At 66.7% G+C, this 17934-nt stretch carries 21 protein-coding genes; 4 read left to right on the forward strand and 17 right to left on the reverse strand.

The features are described 5' to 3' along the window. Nucleotides 1–20: 20 nt before the first annotated feature. Nucleotides 21–968, forward strand: coding sequence for an aspartate carbamoyltransferase catalytic subunit (locus B5X78_RS13215; RefSeq protein WP_079724985.1), 948 nt, complete (start codon nucleotides 21–23; stop codon nucleotides 966–968). Between the two features lie 4 nt (nucleotides 969–972). Here the strand turns inward: B5X78_RS13215 and B5X78_RS13220 are convergent, their stop codons facing one another. The 17 genes from B5X78_RS13220 to B5X78_RS13300 form a co-directional block, all read right to left on the reverse strand. After that, a complete protein-coding gene (locus B5X78_RS13220; RefSeq protein WP_079724986.1) occupies nucleotides 973–2556 on the reverse strand; it encodes a GGDEF domain-containing protein in 1584 nt (527 codons plus the stop codon). 87 nt (nucleotides 2557–2643) lie between these two features. After that, on the reverse strand, nucleotides 2644–2922 hold the full coding sequence (locus B5X78_RS13225; protein WP_079724987.1) for a hypothetical protein: 279 nt from the start codon (nucleotides 2920–2922) through the stop codon (nucleotides 2644–2646). An 8-nt stretch (nucleotides 2923–2930) separates the two neighbouring features. Then, nucleotides 2931–3767, reverse strand: a complete 837-nt coding sequence (locus B5X78_RS13230) for a carboxylesterase family protein (RefSeq protein ID WP_079724988.1) — start codon at nucleotides 3765–3767, stop codon at nucleotides 2931–2933. A gap of 43 nt (nucleotides 3768–3810) precedes the next feature. Next, complete coding sequence (locus tag B5X78_RS13235) at nucleotides 3811–4431, reverse strand: DUF1294 domain-containing protein (protein WP_079724989.1); 621 nt, start codon at nucleotides 4429–4431, stop codon at nucleotides 3811–3813. Between the two features lie 13 nt (nucleotides 4432–4444). Beyond that, nucleotides 4445–5806 (reverse strand): magnesium transporter, encoded by a 1362-nt coding sequence (gene mgtE / locus B5X78_RS13240; protein WP_079724990.1) that lies wholly within the window; start codon nucleotides 5804–5806, stop codon nucleotides 4445–4447. A gap of 208 nt (nucleotides 5807–6014) precedes the next feature. Further along, a complete protein-coding gene (gene ptsP / locus B5X78_RS13245) occupies nucleotides 6015–7730 on the reverse strand; it encodes a phosphoenolpyruvate--protein phosphotransferase (protein ID WP_079724991.1) in 1716 nt (571 codons plus the stop codon). Continuing rightward, nucleotides 7730–7999 carry an HPr family phosphocarrier protein gene (locus B5X78_RS13250; RefSeq protein WP_079724992.1) on the reverse strand — a complete coding sequence of 90 codons (270 nt, stop codon included), beginning with the start codon at nucleotides 7997–7999 and terminating at the stop codon, nucleotides 7730–7732. The genes ptsP and B5X78_RS13250 overlap by 1 nt, the downstream gene beginning before the upstream one ends. Beyond that, nucleotides 7992–8384, reverse strand: a complete 393-nt coding sequence (locus B5X78_RS13255; RefSeq protein WP_079724993.1) for a PTS sugar transporter subunit IIA — start codon at nucleotides 8382–8384, stop codon at nucleotides 7992–7994. Before B5X78_RS13255 ends, B5X78_RS13250 begins: the two co-directional genes overlap by 8 nt. Before the next feature lie 116 nt (nucleotides 8385–8500). Continuing rightward, a complete protein-coding gene (gene rapZ / locus B5X78_RS13260) occupies nucleotides 8501–9373 on the reverse strand; it encodes an RNase adapter RapZ (protein WP_139381636.1) in 873 nt (290 codons plus the stop codon). 38 nt (nucleotides 9374–9411) lie between these two features. After that, on the reverse strand, nucleotides 9412–10362 hold the full coding sequence (hprK, locus tag B5X78_RS13265) for an HPr(Ser) kinase/phosphatase (RefSeq protein ID WP_079724995.1): 951 nt from the start codon (nucleotides 10360–10362) through the stop codon (nucleotides 9412–9414). 138 nt (nucleotides 10363–10500) lie between these two features. Next, the gene (hpf, locus tag B5X78_RS13270) at nucleotides 10501–10824 is read right to left on the reverse strand and encodes a ribosome hibernation-promoting factor, HPF/YfiA family (protein WP_079724996.1); all 324 of its coding nucleotides are present in this window, start codon (nucleotides 10822–10824) and stop codon (nucleotides 10501–10503) included. Nucleotides 10825–10997: 173 nt separating this feature from the next. Beyond that, nucleotides 10998–12443, reverse strand: a complete 1446-nt coding sequence (locus B5X78_RS13275) for an RNA polymerase factor sigma-54 (protein WP_079724997.1) — start codon at nucleotides 12441–12443, stop codon at nucleotides 10998–11000. 54 nt (nucleotides 12444–12497) lie between these two features. Beyond that, nucleotides 12498–13217 carry an LPS export ABC transporter ATP-binding protein gene (gene lptB, locus B5X78_RS13280; protein ID WP_079724998.1) on the reverse strand — a complete coding sequence of 240 codons (720 nt, stop codon included), beginning with the start codon at nucleotides 13215–13217 and terminating at the stop codon, nucleotides 12498–12500. Continuing rightward, nucleotides 13217–13744, reverse strand: a complete 528-nt coding sequence (gene lptA, locus B5X78_RS13285) for a lipopolysaccharide transport periplasmic protein LptA (protein WP_079724999.1) — start codon at nucleotides 13742–13744, stop codon at nucleotides 13217–13219. Before lptA ends, lptB begins: the two co-directional genes overlap by 1 nt. Then, complete coding sequence (lptC, locus tag B5X78_RS13290; RefSeq protein ID WP_079725000.1) at nucleotides 13725–14285, reverse strand: LPS export ABC transporter periplasmic protein LptC; 561 nt, start codon at nucleotides 14283–14285, stop codon at nucleotides 13725–13727. Before lptC ends, lptA begins: the two co-directional genes overlap by 20 nt. Beyond that, nucleotides 14282–14827 (reverse strand): KdsC family phosphatase, encoded by a 546-nt coding sequence (locus B5X78_RS13295; protein WP_079725001.1) that lies wholly within the window; start codon nucleotides 14825–14827, stop codon nucleotides 14282–14284. The genes lptC and B5X78_RS13295 overlap by 4 nt, the downstream gene beginning before the upstream one ends. 9 nt (nucleotides 14828–14836) lie before the next feature. Next, complete coding sequence (locus B5X78_RS13300; protein WP_079725002.1) at nucleotides 14837–15841, reverse strand: KpsF/GutQ family sugar-phosphate isomerase; 1005 nt, start codon at nucleotides 15839–15841, stop codon at nucleotides 14837–14839. 49 nt (nucleotides 15842–15890) lie between these two features. Between B5X78_RS13300 and B5X78_RS13305 the strand changes: the two genes are divergently transcribed. The 3 genes from B5X78_RS13305 to murA are packed head-to-tail and all read left to right on the forward strand — an operon-like array spanning nucleotide 15891 to nucleotide 17912. Beyond that, the gene (locus B5X78_RS13305) at nucleotides 15891–16121 is read left to right on the forward strand and encodes a BolA family protein (protein ID WP_079725003.1); all 231 of its coding nucleotides are present in this window, start codon (nucleotides 15891–15893) and stop codon (nucleotides 16119–16121) included. 58 nt (nucleotides 16122–16179) lie between these two features. Beyond that, nucleotides 16180–16608 carry a GFA family protein gene (locus tag B5X78_RS13310; RefSeq protein ID WP_079725004.1) on the forward strand — a complete coding sequence of 143 codons (429 nt, stop codon included), beginning with the start codon at nucleotides 16180–16182 and terminating at the stop codon, nucleotides 16606–16608. Between the two features lie 32 nt (nucleotides 16609–16640). Continuing rightward, a complete protein-coding gene (gene murA, locus B5X78_RS13315; RefSeq protein ID WP_079725005.1) occupies nucleotides 16641–17912 on the forward strand; it encodes a UDP-N-acetylglucosamine 1-carboxyvinyltransferase in 1272 nt (423 codons plus the stop codon). Nucleotides 17913–17934: the final 22 nt, after the last annotated feature.

Consider the following 17934-nt stretch of genomic DNA (forward strand, 5'->3'; position numbering starts at 1 on the left):
CCCAACCCGCCTGTGACGCCATGACCCTGCAAATCGATTCCGACGGACGCCTGCGCCATCTGCTGACTCTCGAGGGCCTGCCCCGCGAAACGATTTGCCGCTTGCTGGACCGGGCCGGGCATATCCGCGATGCCGCGCTGGGGCGCACCACCCAGCGGCGCAGCTCGCTGGTGGGCACCACCGTGTGCACGCTGTTCTTCGAACCCTCCACCCGCACCCGCAGCTCCTTCCAGATTGCGGCGCAGCGCCTCGGCGCAGACGTGCTGAACTTCGATGCCTCCACCTCGTCCACCCGCAAGGGCGAGACCGCGCGCGACACACTCAAGAACCTGGAAGCCATGGGCGTGCGCGGCTTCGTGGTGCGGCATGCCGAAGACGGGGCGGTGGAAGCGCTGGCCGCGGCGGCAGGCGAGGGCACCACTCTGGTCAACGCCGGCGACGGCCGCAGCGCCCATCCCACCCAAGGCCTGCTGGATGCGCTGACCCTGCGCCAGGCCAAGGGTCCGGACTTCTCCAGGTTGAAGGTGTTGATCGTCGGCGACGTCAAGCACTCGCGGGTGGCGCGTTCGGATCTGCATGCACTACGCACGCTGGGCACCGGCGAAATCCGCGTCTGCGGGCCGGCCTCGCTGTTGCCGGATGCGGACACGCTGGCCGGCTGCGAAGTGGGCCAGGATTTCGACGCCATGCTCGAAGGCGTGGACGCGGTGATGATGTTGCGCCTGCAACGCGAGCGGATGGAAGAAGGCTTGATCGCCTCCATCGACGAATACCACAACGACTACGGCCTGACCGCGCAGCGCCTGACCCGCGCCGCGAAGGAAGCGGTGGTGCTGCATCCGGGCCCGATCAACCGCGGCGTGGAAATCACCGACGAAGTGGCCGACGGCCCGCAGTCACTGGTGCTGCGCCAGGTCAGCAACGGCGTGGCCATCCGCATGGCCGTGCTGGAAATGCTGCTGGGCTGAGGCCTTACTCGGCCAGCATCACCCGGCGTTTGCCGGCTTCCTTGGCCTGGTACATCGCGCGGTCCGCACGTTCCAGCAGCGTGTCCAGCGGTTCGCCCGGCAACCAGCGGGCGATGCCGGCGCTGAAGCTCACCGACACGCGCGCGTCGTCGTACATGAAGGGGCGCTGTGCCAGCCGCTGCTGCAGGCGCTCCACCGTGTGCATGGCTTCGTCCAATGGCACTTCCGGCAGCAGCAATACAAATTCTTCGCCGCCAAAGCGCGCGATGGCATCGCTGCCATGTAATCCACCCTTGATGACCGCCACCACATGGCATAACGCGGCGTCGCCACCGAGGTGGCCGTGGCGGGCGTTGATGGTGCGGAAATCGTCCAGGTCCAGCAGCGCCACGCACAGCGGCAGTTGGCCGCGATGGGCGCGGCCGGATTCGCGCTTGAACAGTTCGTCGAAGCCGCGCCGGTTCAGTGCTTCGGTGAGTTGATCCACGCGCACCAGGTTGGAGACCGTGCGCAGTTCGTCTTCCAGGCTCGCCACCCGCTGTTCGGCGGCATGCGCTTCTTCGCGCGCGGTCAGCAGGTCGTCGCGCGCCCGCAGGGTCTGCGCCTGCAGGCGGGCGGTGTCATCGAGGATGTCTTCCAGCCGCTTGCCCAGATCGGCAATGGTGCGGCTCTCGCGGATCGCCTGTGAGTGGTAGCTGATGCGGTCGTGCAGTTCGCCGGTGCTGCTGGCCATGCCGTCCAGGCGATCGACGAAGGTCACCATCATCTCGCGCATCGCGGTCTTGGATTCGTGGATGCCCTGCTTGAGCAGGCCCTGCTTGTAGATCACTTCGCGCAGACCAGTGCGGGTCTGCTCCAGCGCATCGCGATCCAGTGGGCCGGCCAGCAGGTTGCGGGCGGCGGCAATCTGATCCTGCAGCCAGCTGCCGTCTTCCAGCAGCTCACCGACATTTTCCAGCAGCAGATCGAACAGGCTGCGCAGCAGCACCTGTGCGTCGTTGACCTCGTGCGCGCGCAGGCTCACTGCGTGGCAGAGATCCTTGAGCTGGGTATCGAGCGGCTCCAGGGTCTGGCCGCTTTGCCACAGGCGCAGATGATCGGCGATGCGGTGCGACTTCAGCGCCAGCGCGTGGTCTTCGTGCAGCAGCACTTCCAGCCCGGAGACCAGCGCGTGATGCAACAGGTCGCGCAGGCGCTCGGCTTCGCTCAGGCTGCGGCCGCCGTTGAGCAGCGGTTCGTCCTGGATGGTGCGGATGTACTTGTCGATCAGATGGCGCAGGGCGCGGCCGTAGTCCTGCCAGTCGGCGCTGCGCTGGGCAGACTGCAGGCGCTGGCCCATGCCGCGCAGTTCGCCGGTCAGGCCGGCCACGCCATCGGCAAACGCGCCGAGCAGGGCAGGCGGATCTTCGGCGCGGGCAAACAAGGCCTGCAGCTCGGCGGCGCTGATGCTGGCGCCCTGGGCGGCGGCGGCCACGGTGGTGGCCATGGCGGTGCCGGTGGCAGCGGTGGGCGCGCCGGACTTCGGACGCGACCACAGGCGGCGGAAACCGCTGCCTGGACGGGCGGATGCGTCGGAAGTGTCGGCCATGGAGTTCCTTTGCCGCGGCAAAAAAAGTGGGGAGGCGGCTGGGTTATCGGCCGCGGATGGCCGCGGTTGAGGCCGCTCGTCGCCTGCTCAGTCGGAACTCTGACCGAGGTGGCTGCGGGCCTCGTCCAGCAGGGCCAGTTGCTGCCGGGCCTCCGGATGGCCGGCAGCAGCGGCGCTCTGCACCTGCTCCAGAGTGGGGTGGCTGACGATCAGCACCAGGCTGCCGCAGCTGGGGCAGCTGTAGTCGGTGACCTCGGCGTGCAGTTCCATGGCCATGGCGCGGCTGTCGCCCTGCCAGCCACAGGCGCAAGCGAGCACGCGCTCGCGCCAGTTCTCGGTGAAGTAGTCGTGCAGCAGTTCGGCCATGGTCGGGTTCAGAGGTGTTGTTGGAACAGCCAGGTCCACAGTTCGGGCGTGGCGTAGGCCGGGTCCCAGGAAAAGTGGTTGACGTCCGGGAATTCGGTGTAGTGCACGTCGGGTGCGTGCGCGGCTTGCAGGGCGGCGTACATGCGCCGCGACTGCGCCGGCGGCACGGCATCATCCAGTGCGCCGTGGAAAATCCAGGTCGGGATGTCCTTGAGCTTCGCGGCCGCGGCGGCAAATGGATCCGCCGCGCCGGCCACGCTGTGCGCTTGCATGGTGGGTCGCTGATCGGTCCAGTCCACGGTCAGTCCGCCGCAGACCGGCACCAGCGCGGCAAAGCGGGTGGGTTGTTGCAGCGCCAGTTCCCAGGCGCCATAGCCACCCATCGACAGGCCGGTGAGATAGGTGCGCTTGGGGTCACCGTTGAACTCCTTGCTGGCGGCATCCAGCGCGGCCAGCGCGACCGGGCCGGACTCGCCGGTCCACTCGGTGTTTTCCGGCGCCTGCGGAATCACCACGATCGCCGGGAAGTCATCCAGATGCTGGCGCAGATACTTGGGCAGACCCACGGTCGCCTGCACTTCGTTGTCGCGGCCGCGCTCGCCCGAGCCATGCAGGAACAGGATGATCGGCGTGGGCTGCTGATCCTGTCCGGCTTTGCGCGCCGGCACGAACACCTGGTAGCCGTACGACTGGCCCGCCACCACCACCGTGCGCTTGACGAACTCGCCCTGCGAACTTGCGTTCGCCACCGGCGCCGGCGTCGGCGACGTGCTGCAACCACTGGCCGTCATCAAGGCGGCGGCGGGCAGGGCCAGGCAAAGCAGGCGACGCAGGGCATTGGGCATGGCGGCGTTCCAGCGTGGACGTGGACGCGCAGGGTAGCGCGACTCAGCCGCGCCGGAACACCCACCACGTCACGACCGCCGCATGCAGCAGCGTCATCACCCAGAAGGTGACCCGATAGGGCATCTTGCGCGACTTGTGGCGCAGGAACTGTTGCGCTGCGATGGCGCCGGGCCAACCGCCGAGCAACTCCAGCACATGCAGCACCGATTCCTGCGTGCGCCAGCGCCCGGTCCGGGCCGCCTCCTTGTCGAGCGCATAGGCCACCCAGGTCACGGCCGACAACAAGGCAGGGACCGCGACGAATTCCAGCGGCAGCCGCCCCCGGTCGATGGACCATGCGAGCAATGCCGCGTAGCCCGCCACCAGCAGCCACTGCAACGGGGCGGGAACGGAGAACCGTGACGTGCGCGCGGCGCGGGGATGCTTGAGGACGGTCGCGCGCAAAGCAGGTGCCACCGCGCGACGCACCTCGATGGCCTGCCAGCGGCCATCCTGCGCACGATGCGGTCGATACTTCACCCACTCGCCGACTTCAGGGCGCCGCCCGTCCTGCCGGTAAGCGCGCACGTGGAAAAAAACACGCTCATCCGACTCCCGCGGTTGGATGAAGCCGAAGCCGCGATCATCCCGCCATTCGGCGACCTTGCCGAGTTGTTCGTCCATGCGCTGCTCTCGTTCAGTGCAACAGGATGATCGTCGCCAATCCCAGGAAACTCAGGAAGCCCATCACGTCGGTGACGGTGGTGAGGATTACGCCGCCGGCCAGTGCCGGATCAAAGCCCAGCCGCTTGAGGGTGAGCGGCACCAGCACGCCGGCGGTGGCGGCGGTGAGCAGGTTGATGGTCAGCGCGCTGCCGATCACCAGCGACAAACCGACCTGGCGGAACCACAGAAACACGATCACGCCCAGACCCAGGCCCAGCACCAGGCCGTTGATTAGCGCGACCGACAATTCCTTCTTCAACAGGGTCATGGCGTTGGACGCGCCAATCTGGCCCAGCGCCAGACCACGCACCATCAGCGCCAGCACCTGGGTGCCGGCGTTGCCGCCCATGCCGGCGACGATCGGCATCAGCGCGGCCAGCGCCACCAGCTTGGCGATGCTGCCTTCGAACTGGCCGACCACGCTGGCGGCCAGGAAGGCCGTGCACAGGTTGATGCCCAGCCAGATCAAACGGCGACGGAACGCGCGCCGCACCGGCGAGAACAGATCCTCGTCCTCGTCCAGGCCGGCCGCGCTCATGGCCTGGTGTTCGGCCTGGTCGCGGATGATGTCGACCACGTCATCGATGGTGATGCGGCCGAGCAGGATGTTGTTGTCATCCACCACCGGCGCCGACACCCAGTCGTGATCCGAGAAGCCGCGCGCCACGTCCACGGCGCTGTCGCCGACATCGATGGCCGGTTGCTCGTCGTCAATCAGGCGGTTGATCGGCGTGCTGTCTTCGTGGGTGACCAGCGAAGCCAGCGAAACCCGACCGAGGTATTGGTGGCGGCGGCTGACCACGAACAGGTGATCGGTGTGGTCCGGCAGTTCGCCGCGCAGGCGCAGGTAGCGCAGCACCACGTCGACGTTGACGTCGGCACGCACGGTGACCACGTCGGGATTCATCAAGCGGCCGGCGGTGTCCTCCGGATAGGACAGCACCTGCTCCAGTCGTTCGCGGTTCTCGCGGTCCATCGACTTGAGCACTTCATCGATGACCGTGTCTGGCAGGTCTTCGACCAGGTCGGCCAAATCGTCGATGTCCAGATCTTCGACCGCGGCGATGATTTCGTCCGGGTCCATCTCCGCCAGCAGGCTCTCGCGGACTTCGTCGCCGACGTGCACCAGCACTTCACCGTCGTCCTCGGCATCGACCAGGCCCCAGACCACCTCGCGCTTGCCTGGCGGCAACGACTCCAGCAGGTTGCCGATCTCGGCAGGCGCCAAGGTGTTGACCAGGCGACGCACAGGGCCAAGCCGCCCGCTATCCAGGGCATCGGAAAGCAGGCGCAGTTGGCGCGCGGTTTTGTCGTGGCGGACGGCTTCGGCCATTCGGTGCTCCGAAACGGGGCCGATCCGCAGGACGGATGCGACCGTGGCATCAGATGTTCATGGCCAACATTATCGCGTGTCTATGCTGCGCATAGCCACCCCAAAGTTTGCTGCGCAAACTTCGGGCCCCGCTACGTGCTGCCACACCCCTTCGCGCCTGGACGGCGCTCGCCCCCTGACTCAGGGGGCTGGAAAAGCAGGTGCGCGACTACTTGTTTTTTTCGAGCCAGCGTTCGATGCCGGCGCGGTCGCGGGCTTGCAGGAGTTTGCTGCCTTGCGCCTGCAAGGCACTCCAGTCGCTGCCGCGGATGGCTTTGCGCAGTTCGAGCAGGGTGGCGGGGTGCAGGCTGAACTCGCGCAGGCCCAGGGCCAGCAGGAGCTTGGCCAGACGCGGGTCGCCGGCGGCTTCACCGCACATCGCCACCGGCTTGCCGGCGTCGGCGCCGATGGTGATCACGTGGCGCAGCAAGCGCAACACGCCCGGATGCAGCGGTGAGTAGAGCTCGCCCAGTGCCTCGTGGTTGCGGTCGGCAGCCAGCAGGTACTGGACCAGATCGTTGGTGCCGATGGAGACGAAGTCCACTGCGTCGATGAAGCCGGCCATGGCAATGGCCGCGGCGGGCACTTCGATCATCGCGCCCAGCGCCACCTGATCGGCTATTTCATGGCCCTCCGCGCGCAAACGCGTGGCGACTTTCTTGATCCGGCGCTTGACCTGCAGCACTTCCTCGCGGCTGCTGATCATGGGCACCAGGATGCGCACCTTGCCGTAAGCCGAAGCGCGCAGAATGGCGCGCAGCTGGGTGTCGAACACGCCGGTATTGGCCAGCGACAGGCGCACGCCGCGCAGGCCGAGCGCGGGATTGTCCTCATCATCCATCACCAGGCCGGTGCGATCGGCCTTGTCCGCGCCCAAATCCAGGGTGCGGATGGTGACCGGCCGGCCACTCATGCCCAGCACCACGTCGCGATAGGTGCGGAACTGTTCGTCTTCGTCCGGCAACTCGTTGCGCTGCAGGAACAGGAACTCGGTGCGGTACAGGCCCAGGCCTGCCGCGCCCAGTGCGTGCGCGCGGGCGACATCGTCCAGCGATTCGGCATTGGCGAACAGCGAAATGTCCACGCCGTCGCGGGTGCGGCTGGGCTTGGAGCGCAGCTTGCCCAGCTCGCGCTCTTCGCGCGCCAGCTCGCGCAGCCGGGCGCGGTACTCGCGCAGGTCGGCGGCATTGGGCTCGACGACGATCTCGCCGCTGCCGCCGTCCACGATGACCGCATCGCCGTCGTTGATCCGCTGCAGCGCCTGCGCCGCGCCGACCACCAGCGGCAGGTGCAGGCTGCGCGCCAGGATCGCGCTGTGCGAGAGGGCACTGCCGGACAGGGTGATGATGCCGACCACGCCCTGCGATTGCAGTTGCGCCAGTTCGGAAGGGGCGATGTTGTCGCAGACCAAAATGTCGCCGGCCACGCCCTCGGCATCCACGGCGCGCTTCTGCAGGTGCGCATGGATACGCCCAATCACATGGTCCAGATCATCCATGCGGCTCTTGAGGTAGGCGTCGTCCATCTGGTCGAACACCGCCGCCAGCTTGTCGCGTTGCAGGCGCAGGGCATAGTCGGCGCCGTAGCGGCCGACGCGGATCAGCTCATCCAGGCCTTGCAGCAGTTCGGGGTCGTCCAGCAGCAGGGCATGCAGATCGAGGAATTCGCCCACTTCTTTGGCCAGCGCGCCATGCAGGCGCGCGCGCAGGCGCTGCATTTCTTCGCGGGTGGCGTCCACGGCCTGATGCAGGCGGCGCAGTTCCGGCTCGACCTCGCGCGCGCCGATGCGTTGCTCGGCGACTTCCAGCGCATGCGGCAGGCGGACCCGGGCGCGTCCCAGCGCGCTGCCGCGCGATGCGCCATGGCCCGCCAGCGCGTTGCGCATCAGGCGTCCTCGTCGAATCGTCGCTCAAACAGATCGGCGACAGCCTCGAGCGCGGCGGCTTCGTCTTCGCCATCGGCGCGGACGATGACGGGGGTGCCCTGGCCGGCGGCCAGCAGCATCACCCCCATGATGCTCTTGGCATTCACCTCGCGACCCTTGGCGGCCAGCGTCACATTGCACCGGTAACCGGCAAGCGCCTGGACCAGTTTGGCGGTGGCCCGGGCATGCAGGCCCAGGCGGTTGGAAACGGTGAGTTCGCGTTCAAGCATCGTCGTGAAGTACTCCATTGCGTGCACCGGCGGCGGCGGTTGCCGGTAGTTCGTCCAGTCCCTGTTCCGAATAGTTCATCACCCGCAACAGCATCGGCAGGCTCAAGCCGGAAACCCGGCGCACCGGGGTACCCAGGCGCGCCAGTCGCGCGGCGAGATTGCTCGGGCTGGCGCCGTAGAGATCGGTCAGCACCAGCACGCCTTGCCCGCCATCGACCCGTCGCAGCGCGGCCGAAGCCTGCGGCAACAAGGTGTCCAGTTCGGCATCGAAAGGCACTTCGAACGCTTCCGCCTTCAGCGGCAGCTGTCGCAACAGGGTGGTGGCGACCGCCAGGAACGACGCGCCAATGCCGGGGTGGGTGATCAGGAGAATGCCACAAGCCATGTTCGAACGTTAGCAGACCGTAATGACGGCCCGAAAGCAGGATCGATGGGACAACGTGTTCGTCCGGTGGGCAAACCGGCCGGACGGTGACGGCCGGCGCAGAAATCGGTGACCGGTCAGTCCAGCTCGCGGTGGAAGGTGGCCACTTCTTCCCAGCCCTGGTTGCGGGAATGCTGGGCCAGGGTCTCAGCCAGGTACACGGAGCGGTGCTTGCCGCCGGTGCAGCCAAAGGCAATGGTGACGTAGCTGCGGGTCTCGCCGCGCAGGCGCGGCAGCCAGGTGTCCAGGAACTGGCTGACCTGGCCGACGTACTCGTTGACCTCGGCCTGCTGGCGCAGGTACTCGCGTACTTTCGGATCGCGGCCGGAGTAGGGACGCAGTTCCGGATTCCAGTGCGGATTGGGCAGCACGCGCGCATCGAAGACGAAATCGGCGTCGGCCGGCACGCCGCGCTTGTAGGCGAAGGATTCGAACAGCAGCGACAACGCCGCGCCGCGGTTGAGCGCGAACTCGGCGATGATGCGCCGGCGCAGCTGGTGGACATTGAGCTGGGTGGTGTCGATGACCACGTCGGCGGCTTCGCGCAGCGGCGCGACGATTTCGCGCTCGCGGCGGATGCTCTCCTGCAGCGACAGGCCGGTATTGCCCAGCGGATGCCGGCGACGCGTATCCGAATAGCGCCGCAGCAACACATCGTCGTGGGCGTCGAAGAAGATCAGCGTGCCTTCCAGCCCCAGCTGGGCCAGCGCCGCGCGCCATTGCGCCAGCTTGGCCAGGTCGTTGTTGCGGCTGCGCACGTCGATGCCCACCGCGATCTTCTGCGGCAGGGTGTCGTCGCGCATCAGGCTGCGCACGAACGGCGGCAGCAGTTCCACCGGCAGGTTGTCGACGCAGTAGTAGTCCAGGTCTTCAAAGGTCTTCAGCGCCACCGACTTGCCCGAGCCGGAGAGGCCGCTGACGATCACCACGGTGGGCGGCGACGCGCGCACGGCCAGCGGAATTTCCTCCTCCACTCCTGGCGGCTGGCTCATGGCGTGCTGCGTTCCAGCAGGTTGCTGTGGCGGGCGATGAACATGGCGGCCGGGTCGATGCCCTTGGTGCGCAGGATATGCAGGCGGGTGGCGGCCTCGGTCAGCACGGCCAGGTTGCGGCCGGGCATCACCGGCAGGGTGATCAGCGGCACGTCCAGGTCCAGCACGTGGCGGCTGCCAGAGTCACCGGTCAGGCGCTCATAGCCATGCGGATTGGGCTCGGTCATGGGCCGGGTCAGGTGCACGATCAGGCGCAGGTACTTGTTCTTCTTGACCGCGGTGTCGCCAAACATCTCGCGCACGTTGAGCACGCCCAGGCCGCGTACTTCGAGCAGGTCCTGCAGCAGTTCCGGGCAGGTGCCGTCGAGCACGTCGGGGGCAATCTGGGTGAACTCCGGCGCGTCATCGGCGACCAGGCGATGGCCGCGGCTGAGCAGCTCCAGCGCCAGCTCGCTCTTGCCCGAACCCGCCTCGCCGGTGATCAGCACGCCGATAGAGTAGATCTCCATGAACACGCCATGCAGCGTCACCCGCGGCGCCAGCGTGCGGGCCAGGTGGTAAGACAGGTGGTTGAGCAGTTCGTGGCCGCGCTTGGGCGAAATCCACAGCGGGGTGTCGCTTTCATTCGCGGCTTCGCGCAGATCCTCCGGGCAGGACTGGTTCTTGCTGATGACCAGGGCCAGCGGGCGGAAGTGGATGATCTTCTCGATGATTTCCCAGCGCTGGCGCGAATCCAGCGAGTCCAGCCAGGCCAGTTCCTCGCTGCCCAGGATTTGCACCTTGTTCGGGTAAACCGCATTGAGGTAGCCCGCAAGCGAGGGGCGACGGGCGATGGTGTCGCCGGCCTCCAGCACACGGTTCTCGCCTTTCTGCCCGGCGACCCAGCGCAGGGCCAGCCGTTCTTTCTGCTGCTCGAAGAGTTCGCGGGCGGTGATACTGGTATTCATCATGCCCACGAGTGTAATGCGGGTGGGCGACAACCGCGACCGGGCGGGCCATGGGCCGGGCCGGGCATGAAAAAGGCGGGGCATGGCCCCGCCTTTTTTCCTCGCTGGCGGCGGCGCCCTGGCGCGGCCGCGGGTGGCTCAGGTGAATGCTTCGCTGCGAACGCTCACGCGTTGCACGTCGGTGCGCTTTTCCTTGTGCTTGACCAGCAGGCGATCGAGCTTGTCAGCCAGCATGTCGATGGCGGCGTACATGGTCTGCGCGCCGGCATCGGCGTGCAGCGGCTTGCGGCCAGCAACAGAGAGAGTCGCTTCGGCGACGTAGTCGGGTTTGCGGGTACAGAGTTGGGTACGGACCTCGAAGGGTTGGTCGAAATGGCGCTCCAGCCGCTTCAACTTGGTTTCGACGTACTCACGCAGGGCGGGAGTGACTTCGATTTCATGGCCGTAGGTCTCGATACGCATCGCTTGCCTCCTTATGTCGTGGAAATGCAGCGTGAAGGCGCTGCATGGAACGTGTTGCCAGTGTCTGGCAACGGAATCAGCTCTGGGGTTCCGGCGGTCTCCGCGGCACGACGATTTGTCGTGATCCAAACATGGACCCGATTGGCGCAGGGATCAAGCGCGACGGTGCGTATTCAGTCCAGGCGGACGCGTTCGTGCGACGAAAGAATGTGCAGCGCTTCACGGTACTTGGCGACCGTGCGCCGCGCCACGGGAACGCCCGAGGCCTTGAGCAAATCGGCCAGCTTGGCGTCGGACAAGGGTTTGCGTGGATTTTCCTGATCCACCAGGCGTTTGATCATGGCCTGGATGGCCGTGCTGGACGCTTCACCACCACCGTCAGTATCGATGCCGGAGGCGAAAAAGGCCCGCAACGGCAGAGTTCCACGCGGTGTTCGCACGTATTTACGGGCGATGGCGCGTGAAACCGTGGATTCGTGCAGACCCACCTCGGCCGCCACCTCGCGCAGGGTGAGGGGGCGCAGGGCCTGTTCACCGAATTCCAGGAAGGCCGATTGCTGCCGAATCAGGCAACGCGTGACCTTGAGCAGGGTTTCGCCGCGGGCTTCCAGGCTCTTGAGCAGCCAGCGCGCTTCCTGCAGATGGCCCTTCAGATAGCCAGCATCGCTCTCGCCGCATTGCCGGATCATCTGCTCGTAGCCGCGATGGATATTGATGCGCGGCAAGGTGTTGCCGGCCAGCGCCGCGCGCCAGACACCGCGTTGGCGCCAGACCACGCAATCCGGCACCACGTAGGTGTCGCCGCTCAGTTCGCCGATCTGCGCACCGGGTTTGGGATCCAGCGTGCGCAACAGTTGCACCGCGGTTTCCACCTCGGCCAGGGGGCGTTTCAGCTCCGCCGCCACGCCGGCCACACCACTGCGCGGCAACCGGTCCAGCGGACCATCGGCAATGCGGATGGCCAACGCCTTGCCAGGGGTGTCGTCGCTGAGCACCGACAGTTGCAGATGCAAGCACTCGCCCAGCGTGCGCGCGCCGATGCCCACCGGGTCAAAGCGCTGCAACTGGTGCAGCACCACCAGGATTTCGTCTTCGTCGGCCTCGACGTCCGGGCGCAGGGTTTCGGCAATGCCGGCCAGCGTCTCGCGGAGGTAGCCGTCTTCCTCCAGGGCATCGATCAGGGCCGTGCCTATCCGACGGTCACGCGCGGACAGATGCGACAAATGCAATTGCCACAGCAGGTGATCGCGCAGGGTGTCGGCTTCGGCCATGCGCTCGGCGGCGCTGCCGGTGTCGTCGTCATCGTCAAAGGAGCCGCCGCCGCCGGTGCTGGTCCAGGGGCCCTCGTCGGGAGACCAGTCATCATCGGCGCCATCACGTTCGCGTTCGCGCTCGCCATCGGCGCTTTCGCCGGGCGGAGCGTCATCCGCACCCTCACTGGCGCCGGGGCCATCGCCGGGGCCGTCTTCGGCCCAGTCCAGCAGGGGATTGGATTCGACCGCCTGGGTGATCTCCACTTCCAGTTCGGCGGTGGACATCTGCAAGAGACGGATGGCCTGACGCAACTGCGGCGTCATGACCAACTGCTGTCCCAGCGATGTCTGGAGGCGTGTCTTCATCCGTTGTCCGGGCAATGCTGCGGGAGCTGGCCAGGCCCGGACCGGGTGCCGTCCTTACAGACGGAAGGTTTCCCCCAGGTACACGCGGCGCACATCGGGATTGGCCAGCAACGCGTCCGGTGCCCCCTGCGCCAGTACGCTGCCTTCGTTGAGGATATACGCCCGGTCGCAGATTCCCAAGGTCTCGCGCACATTGTGATCGGTGATCAGCACGCCGATGCCGCGATCCTTGAGGTGTTTGACGATGCGCTGGATTTCGCCGACCGAGATGGGGTCGACGCCGGCAAAGGGTTCGTCCAGCAGCATCAGCCGCGGCCGCGCCGCCAGCGCGCGGGCGATCTCGCAGCGCCGGCGCTCGCCGCCGGACAGGCTGGCGCCCAGTTGTTCGGCGACGTGGCTGATCTGCAGCTCATCGAGCAGGGAGGCCAGCTCGCGCTCGATGCCTTGGCTGTCCAGGTCTTCCCGCAGTTCCAGCACCAGGCGGATGTTGTCGGCCACGGTCAGTTTGCGGAACACCGACGGTTCCTGCGGCAGGTAGCCCACGCCCAGCTTGGCGCGCTTGTACATCGGCTCGGCGGTGATATCCATGCCGTCCAGTTCGATCTTGCCGGCATCGGCGGACACCAGGCCGACGATCATGTAGAAGCAGGTGGTCTTGCCGGCGCCATTGGGTCCGAGCAGACCGACCACTTCGCCGGCCTCCAGGGTCAGGCCGAAATCACTGACGACCTTGCGCTGGCGATAGCTCTTGCGGAGTCCTTGGGCAATCAGCATTACTTCTTGCCTTGTGGCTGCGGCTGGGCCGGCGCGGCGTTCTTGGCCTTGATGACCGTGGTGACGCGGCTGCCGTCGCCGCCACTCTCGATGTTGCCGCTCTTGGTGTCGTAGACCATCTTCTGGCCGCGGTTGGAACCGCGTGCGGAGGTCACCGTGTAATTGCCGGTGAAGGTGATGATCTCGGTCTTCATGTCGTACTCGACGCGATCGGCGCTGGCGTCCATCCAGCTGCCATCGTCCATCTGCTGCTTCATCTTGACCTGCTTGCCGGTGAAGATGGCGCGCGTGATCTCGCCGCCGTCGACATAGATGTCAGCGGCCGAGGAGGTGATCTGCAAGGTGCCCTGGGTGACGTTGACGCCCCCTGACAACACTGTCTTGCCATCGCCCTGGAACGAGCCGGACTGCTTGCCCGCGTCGATGGACATGTCCTGGTTGCGATCGGAGGAGCGTGCCCATGCGCCGCCGGCAATCGCCACAAGCAACACGGAACACAGCAGGGCCTTAGCGGGTTTGCGGGGCATAGACGCTCTTTACCTGGGATTGGAATTCGTAGGCCTTGGTCTTCAGATCGGTCTGGAAGCCCACGCCTTTGAGTATAGAACCCGGTTGGGTGATGGTGACAGCAAGGTCGGTGCGCGCCAGATTGCGCGAGGGAAACACATCCAGGCGTTCCGTGCGGAACGTGGTGGCGGCGGTGGCCTGCGAGGGGCTGGTGCCGGTCACCTCGCCGAGCAGGCGCAGTTCGCTGTGATCCGGACTCATCCAGCCCGTCTTCGAACGCATCTGCCAATAGTGGCCTTCGCGATCCGGCAGCAGAAACAACGGGGTGGTGATGTGGAAACTCTCGTCGGCAGGAATGCGATGCATCTCCGGCGCGCGCAGGGTCACCGATTCCTTGCCCTGCTTGTCGAGCGCGACGACTTCGAAATCGTGCATCACGTAATCGGAGCGATCCGCCCCCACCGTTTCGGCCTTGGGCCGCGAACGGTTCTGCCAGGCGGCCCAGCCGCTGATGATGGCCGCAATCAGCAACGCCACGCCCAGACCCAGACGCCAGTTCATCGCGACGGCTCCAGCAGGGCGCTGTCATGGCCCTGCACGCCCAGCAGCAGATCGCAGACTTCGCGGGCCGCACCGGCGCCGGCGCGCGCCTGGGTGCGCCAGTGGGCGTGACGCGCGGTCCATGCGTGTGCGTCGGCCGGCGCGACCGCCAGGCCGACGGCGCGGAACGGCGGCAGGTCGGGCAGGTCATCGCCCATGAAAGACACTTCCTCGCGCTGCAGGCCGAGTTCGGCGCACAAGGCATCGACCTGGGCCAGCTTGTCCTTGACGCCGGTGTGGATGCGCACGCCCAGTTCGCGCGCGCGCCGCTCCGCCGCCGGGCTGTGGCGGGCGGTGATCAGCGCCACTTCCAGCCCCGCCTGGCGCAACAGCACCAGGCCCTGGCCGTCGTGGATGTGGAAGGCCTTGGATTCATGCCCCTGATCGTCGTAGATCAGGCGGCCGTCGGTCAGGGTGCCATCCACGTCGAAGCACGCCAGGCGCACGCGCAGGGCGCGGGCGCGCAGGTCATTGTCGACGTTGGTCAGGTGCGAAAGGGGCATAGGCAAGGGTTAGACCACGCGGGCGCGCAACAAGTCATGAATATTGAGGGCGCCGACCGGGCGCTGTTCGCCGTCGACCACGATGAGACCGCTGATCTTGTGGGTTTCCATCATCCGCGCCGCTTCCACCGCCAACTGGTCGGCGCCGATGGTCTTGGGTTGGCGGGTCATCACCTCGCCGATGCTGGCTTGGCGGATGTCCAGCGCCGGGTTGTCCAGCGTCCGGCGAAGATCGCCGTCGGTGAACAGTCCCACCAGGCGGCCTTGTGCATCGACCACGGCGGTCATGCCCAGCCGCTTGCGGCTCATCTCCACCAGCGCCTGACTCAGCGAGGCGTCCTGCGACACGCGCGGAACATCGTCGCCGCCATGCATGACATCGGTGATGTGCAGCAACAGGCGCCGGCCCAGGCTGCCAGCCGGGTGCGAGCGGGCGAAGTCATCGGCGGTGAAGCCGCGCGCCTCCAGCAGGGCCACGGCCAGCGCATCGCCCATCGCCAGGGTGGCGGTCGTGCTGCTGGTCGGCGCCAGGTCGAGCGGGCAGGCCTCGGCAGGCACCGAGATGTCCAGATGGATGTCGGCCTCACGCGCCAGGGTGGATCCGGGGCGGCCGGTCATGGAGATGAGCGGATTGCCCTGGCGCTTGAGCACCGGCAGCAGCATCAGCACTTCGTCCGATTCGCCGGAATAGGACATGGCCAGCACCACGTCGGCGTCGGTAATCATGCCCAGATCGCCGTGGCCCGCTTCGCCCGGATGGACATAGAAAGCCGGGGTGCCGGTGGAAGCCAGGGTCGCGGCGATCTTGCGCGCGACGTGTCCGGACTTGCCCATGCCGGTGGCCACCACCCGGCCCTGGCAGGCCAGAATCGTGCGGCAGGCGGCGGAGAAACTGCCATCGATGCGCTGGGCCAGGGCGGTCAGCGCCTGTGCCTCGATCTCGATGACACGACGCCCACTGGCGGCCAGCGCGGTGTCCTGTACGAGCGGCGGAGCGGAGAGCGACTGGGGCATGGGTGGGCCGGGCGGTAGAATAGGCGGCCATTTTAGGAGGAAACGCCCGTTGGACGCAGAAACCATCCGCCAGCTGATTCAGCAGGGCCTGCCCGACGCGCGGGTCGAGGTTCAAGGTGACGACGGCGTGCACTTCGAAGCCACCGTGGTTTCGCCGGCCTTTGCCGGCAAGATGCCGCTGGCCCGGCATCGCATGGTCTACGCCACGCTGGGGGATTTGATGGGGGGCGCGATTCACGCGCTGGCCCTGAAGACGGTAACGCCGGACGAGCTGCGCTGATCCCTGCACGTCGCGATCAGGCGATAATTCACAATCCCGCCCACATCCCTTCGCGCCCTTGGACGTCGCCGCCGCCGAGTCACCGCAACACCTTGGCAGCTGTCTGTGCGGCAGCGTGTCCTATTGCGTGCAGGGTCCGCTGGACGAACTGGTGTTGTGCCACTGCTCGCGCTGCCGCAAGGCCACCGGCTCGGCCTTCCAGGCGGTGGCGCCGATTGCCGAGTCTGCGTTCGAGCTGCTGACGGGCCAGGACCTCGTGCGCTCGTACGAGTCCTCGGCCGGCGTGCACCGGCATTTCTGCGGGGCGTGCGGCTCGCCGCTCTACAGCCGGCGCGATTTCATGCCCGGCCTGCTGCGCCTGCGGGTGGGCACGCTGGACACGCCCTTGCAGATCGCACCGACCATGCACATCTTTACGGATTCCAAGGCGCCGTGGTTCACCATCGGCGACGCCGCACCGCAATACCCCACCCGGCCGGGCGAATAAGCCCGCACCTTCCCCTTTTCCTCGGAACTTCCATGCAGAAAATCGTAGTCACCGGCGGCATTCCGCTCAATGGCGAAGTCAACATTTCCGGCGCCAAGAACGCGGTGCTGCCGATCCTTTGCGCGACCTTGCTGGCCGACGGTCCGGTGGAGATCACCAACGTGCCGCACCTGCATGACGTGGTAACCACGGTCAAACTGCTGGGTGAACTGGGCGCCGGCATCAGCATCGACGAAGGCACGCTGTCCCGGGGCAGCGCGATTACCGTCGACCCGCGCAGCGTCAACCAGCACGTGGCGCCGTACGAGCTGGTCAAGACCATGCGCGCTTCGATCCTGGTGCTGGGCCCGCTGCTGGCCAAGTACGGCGCGGCGGAAGTGTCGCTGCCGGGCGGCTGCGCGATTGGCTCGCGTCCGGTCGATCAGCACATCAAGGGGCTGCAGGCGCTGGGTGCGGAAATCAGCGTCGAGAACGGCTATATCAAGGCCAAGGCCAACCGTCTGAAGGGCGGCCGCTTCGTATTCGACATGGTCAGCGTCACCGGCACCGAGAACGTGCTGATGGCCGCGTGCCTGGCCGATGGCACCACCGTGCTCGAGAACGCCGCCGCCGAACCGGAAGTCACCGACCTGGCCGATTGCCTGATCGCCCTGGGTGCGGACATCGAGGGCGCAGGCACGCCACGGATCGTGGTGCGCGGCGTCGAGCGCCTCAATGGCGGTCGCCATGCGGTGCTGCCGGACCGCATCGAAACCGGCACCTTCCTGGTCGCCGCCGCCATGACCGGTGGCCGCGTCATCGCGCGTCGCGCGCGCGGTGACACCCTGGATGCGGTGCTCGACAAGCTCACCGAAGCCGGCGCGCACATCGAGACCACCGAAGACAGCATCACCCTGGACATGCAGGGCCGGCGCCCGCGCGCGATCAGCCTGACCACGGCGCCGTACCCGGCGTTCCCGACCGACATGCAGGCGCAGTTGATGGCGATGAACTGCGTGGCCGAAGGCGTGGGCGTGATCAACGAAACGATCTTCGAAAACCGCTTCATGCACGTCAACGAACTGCTGCGACTGGGCGCCGACATCCGCGTGGAGGGCCACACCGCCATTGTGCGTGGCGTGGAAAAACTCAGTGGTGCGCCGGTGATGGCCACCGATCTGCGTGCGTCTGCCTCGCTGATCCTGGCCGGCCTGGTGGCCGAAGGCGATACCATCATCGATCGCATCTACCACCTGGATCGCGGCTACGAGAACATCGAGGAAAAGCTCGGTGGCCTGGGCGCCAAGATTCGCCGCATCTCGTAAGGACGCATCGATGCCCGCTTTC

The sequence above is a fragment of the Pseudoxanthomonas indica genome (genome assembly GCF_900167565.1).
In the GTDB taxonomy this organism is placed as follows: Bacteria; Pseudomonadota; Gammaproteobacteria; order Xanthomonadales; family Xanthomonadaceae; genus Pseudoxanthomonas_A; species Pseudoxanthomonas_A indica.

What these genes read in the sequence shown, in the direction of transcription:
- B5X78_RS13215 (WP_079724985.1), top strand. Translation starts at nt 21, where the DNA reads ATGACCCTGCAAATCGATTCCGACGGACGCCTGCGCCATCTGCTGACT.
- B5X78_RS13220 (WP_079724986.1), bottom strand. Translation starts at nt 2,556, where the DNA reads ATGGCCGACACTTCCGACGCATCCGCCCGTCCAGGCAGCGGTTTCCGC.
- B5X78_RS13225 (WP_079724987.1), bottom strand. Translation starts at nt 2,922, where the DNA reads ATGGCCGAACTGCTGCACGACTACTTCACCGAGAACTGGCGCGAGCGC.
- B5X78_RS13230 (WP_079724988.1), bottom strand. Translation starts at nt 3,767, where the DNA reads ATGCCCAATGCCCTGCGTCGCCTGCTTTGCCTGGCCCTGCCCGCCGCC.
- B5X78_RS13235 (WP_079724989.1), bottom strand. Translation starts at nt 4,431, where the DNA reads ATGGACGAACAACTCGGCAAGGTCGCCGAATGGCGGGATGATCGCGGC.
- mgtE (WP_079724990.1), bottom strand. Translation starts at nt 5,806, where the DNA reads ATGGCCGAAGCCGTCCGCCACGACAAAACCGCGCGCCAACTGCGCCTG.
- ptsP (WP_079724991.1), bottom strand. Translation starts at nt 7,730, where the DNA reads ATGCGCAACGCGCTGGCGGGCCATGGCGCATCGCGCGGCAGCGCGCTG.
- B5X78_RS13250 (WP_079724992.1), bottom strand. Translation starts at nt 7,999, where the DNA reads ATGCTTGAACGCGAACTCACCGTTTCCAACCGCCTGGGCCTGCATGCC.
- B5X78_RS13255 (WP_079724993.1), bottom strand. Translation starts at nt 8,384, where the DNA reads ATGGCTTGTGGCATTCTCCTGATCACCCACCCCGGCATTGGCGCGTCG.
- hprK (WP_079724995.1), bottom strand. Translation starts at nt 10,362, where the DNA reads ATGAATACCAGTATCACCGCCCGCGAACTCTTCGAGCAGCAGAAAGAA.
- hpf (WP_079724996.1), bottom strand. Translation starts at nt 10,824, where the DNA reads ATGCGTATCGAGACCTACGGCCATGAAATCGAAGTCACTCCCGCCCTG.
- B5X78_RS13275 (WP_079724997.1), bottom strand. Translation starts at nt 12,443, where the DNA reads ATGAAGACACGCCTCCAGACATCGCTGGGACAGCAGTTGGTCATGACG.
- lptB (WP_079724998.1), bottom strand. Translation starts at nt 13,217, where the DNA reads ATGCTGATTGCCCAAGGACTCCGCAAGAGCTATCGCCAGCGCAAGGTC.
- lptA (WP_079724999.1), bottom strand. Translation starts at nt 13,744, where the DNA reads ATGCCCCGCAAACCCGCTAAGGCCCTGCTGTGTTCCGTGTTGCTTGTG.
- lptC (WP_079725000.1), bottom strand. Translation starts at nt 14,285, where the DNA reads ATGAACTGGCGTCTGGGTCTGGGCGTGGCGTTGCTGATTGCGGCCATC.
- B5X78_RS13295 (WP_079725001.1), bottom strand. Translation starts at nt 14,827, where the DNA reads ATGCCCCTTTCGCACCTGACCAACGTCGACAATGACCTGCGCGCCCGC.
- B5X78_RS13300 (WP_079725002.1), bottom strand. Translation starts at nt 15,841, where the DNA reads ATGCCCCAGTCGCTCTCCGCTCCGCCGCTCGTACAGGACACCGCGCTG.
- murA (WP_079725005.1), top strand. Translation starts at nt 16,641, where the DNA reads ATGCAGAAAATCGTAGTCACCGGCGGCATTCCGCTCAATGGCGAAGTC.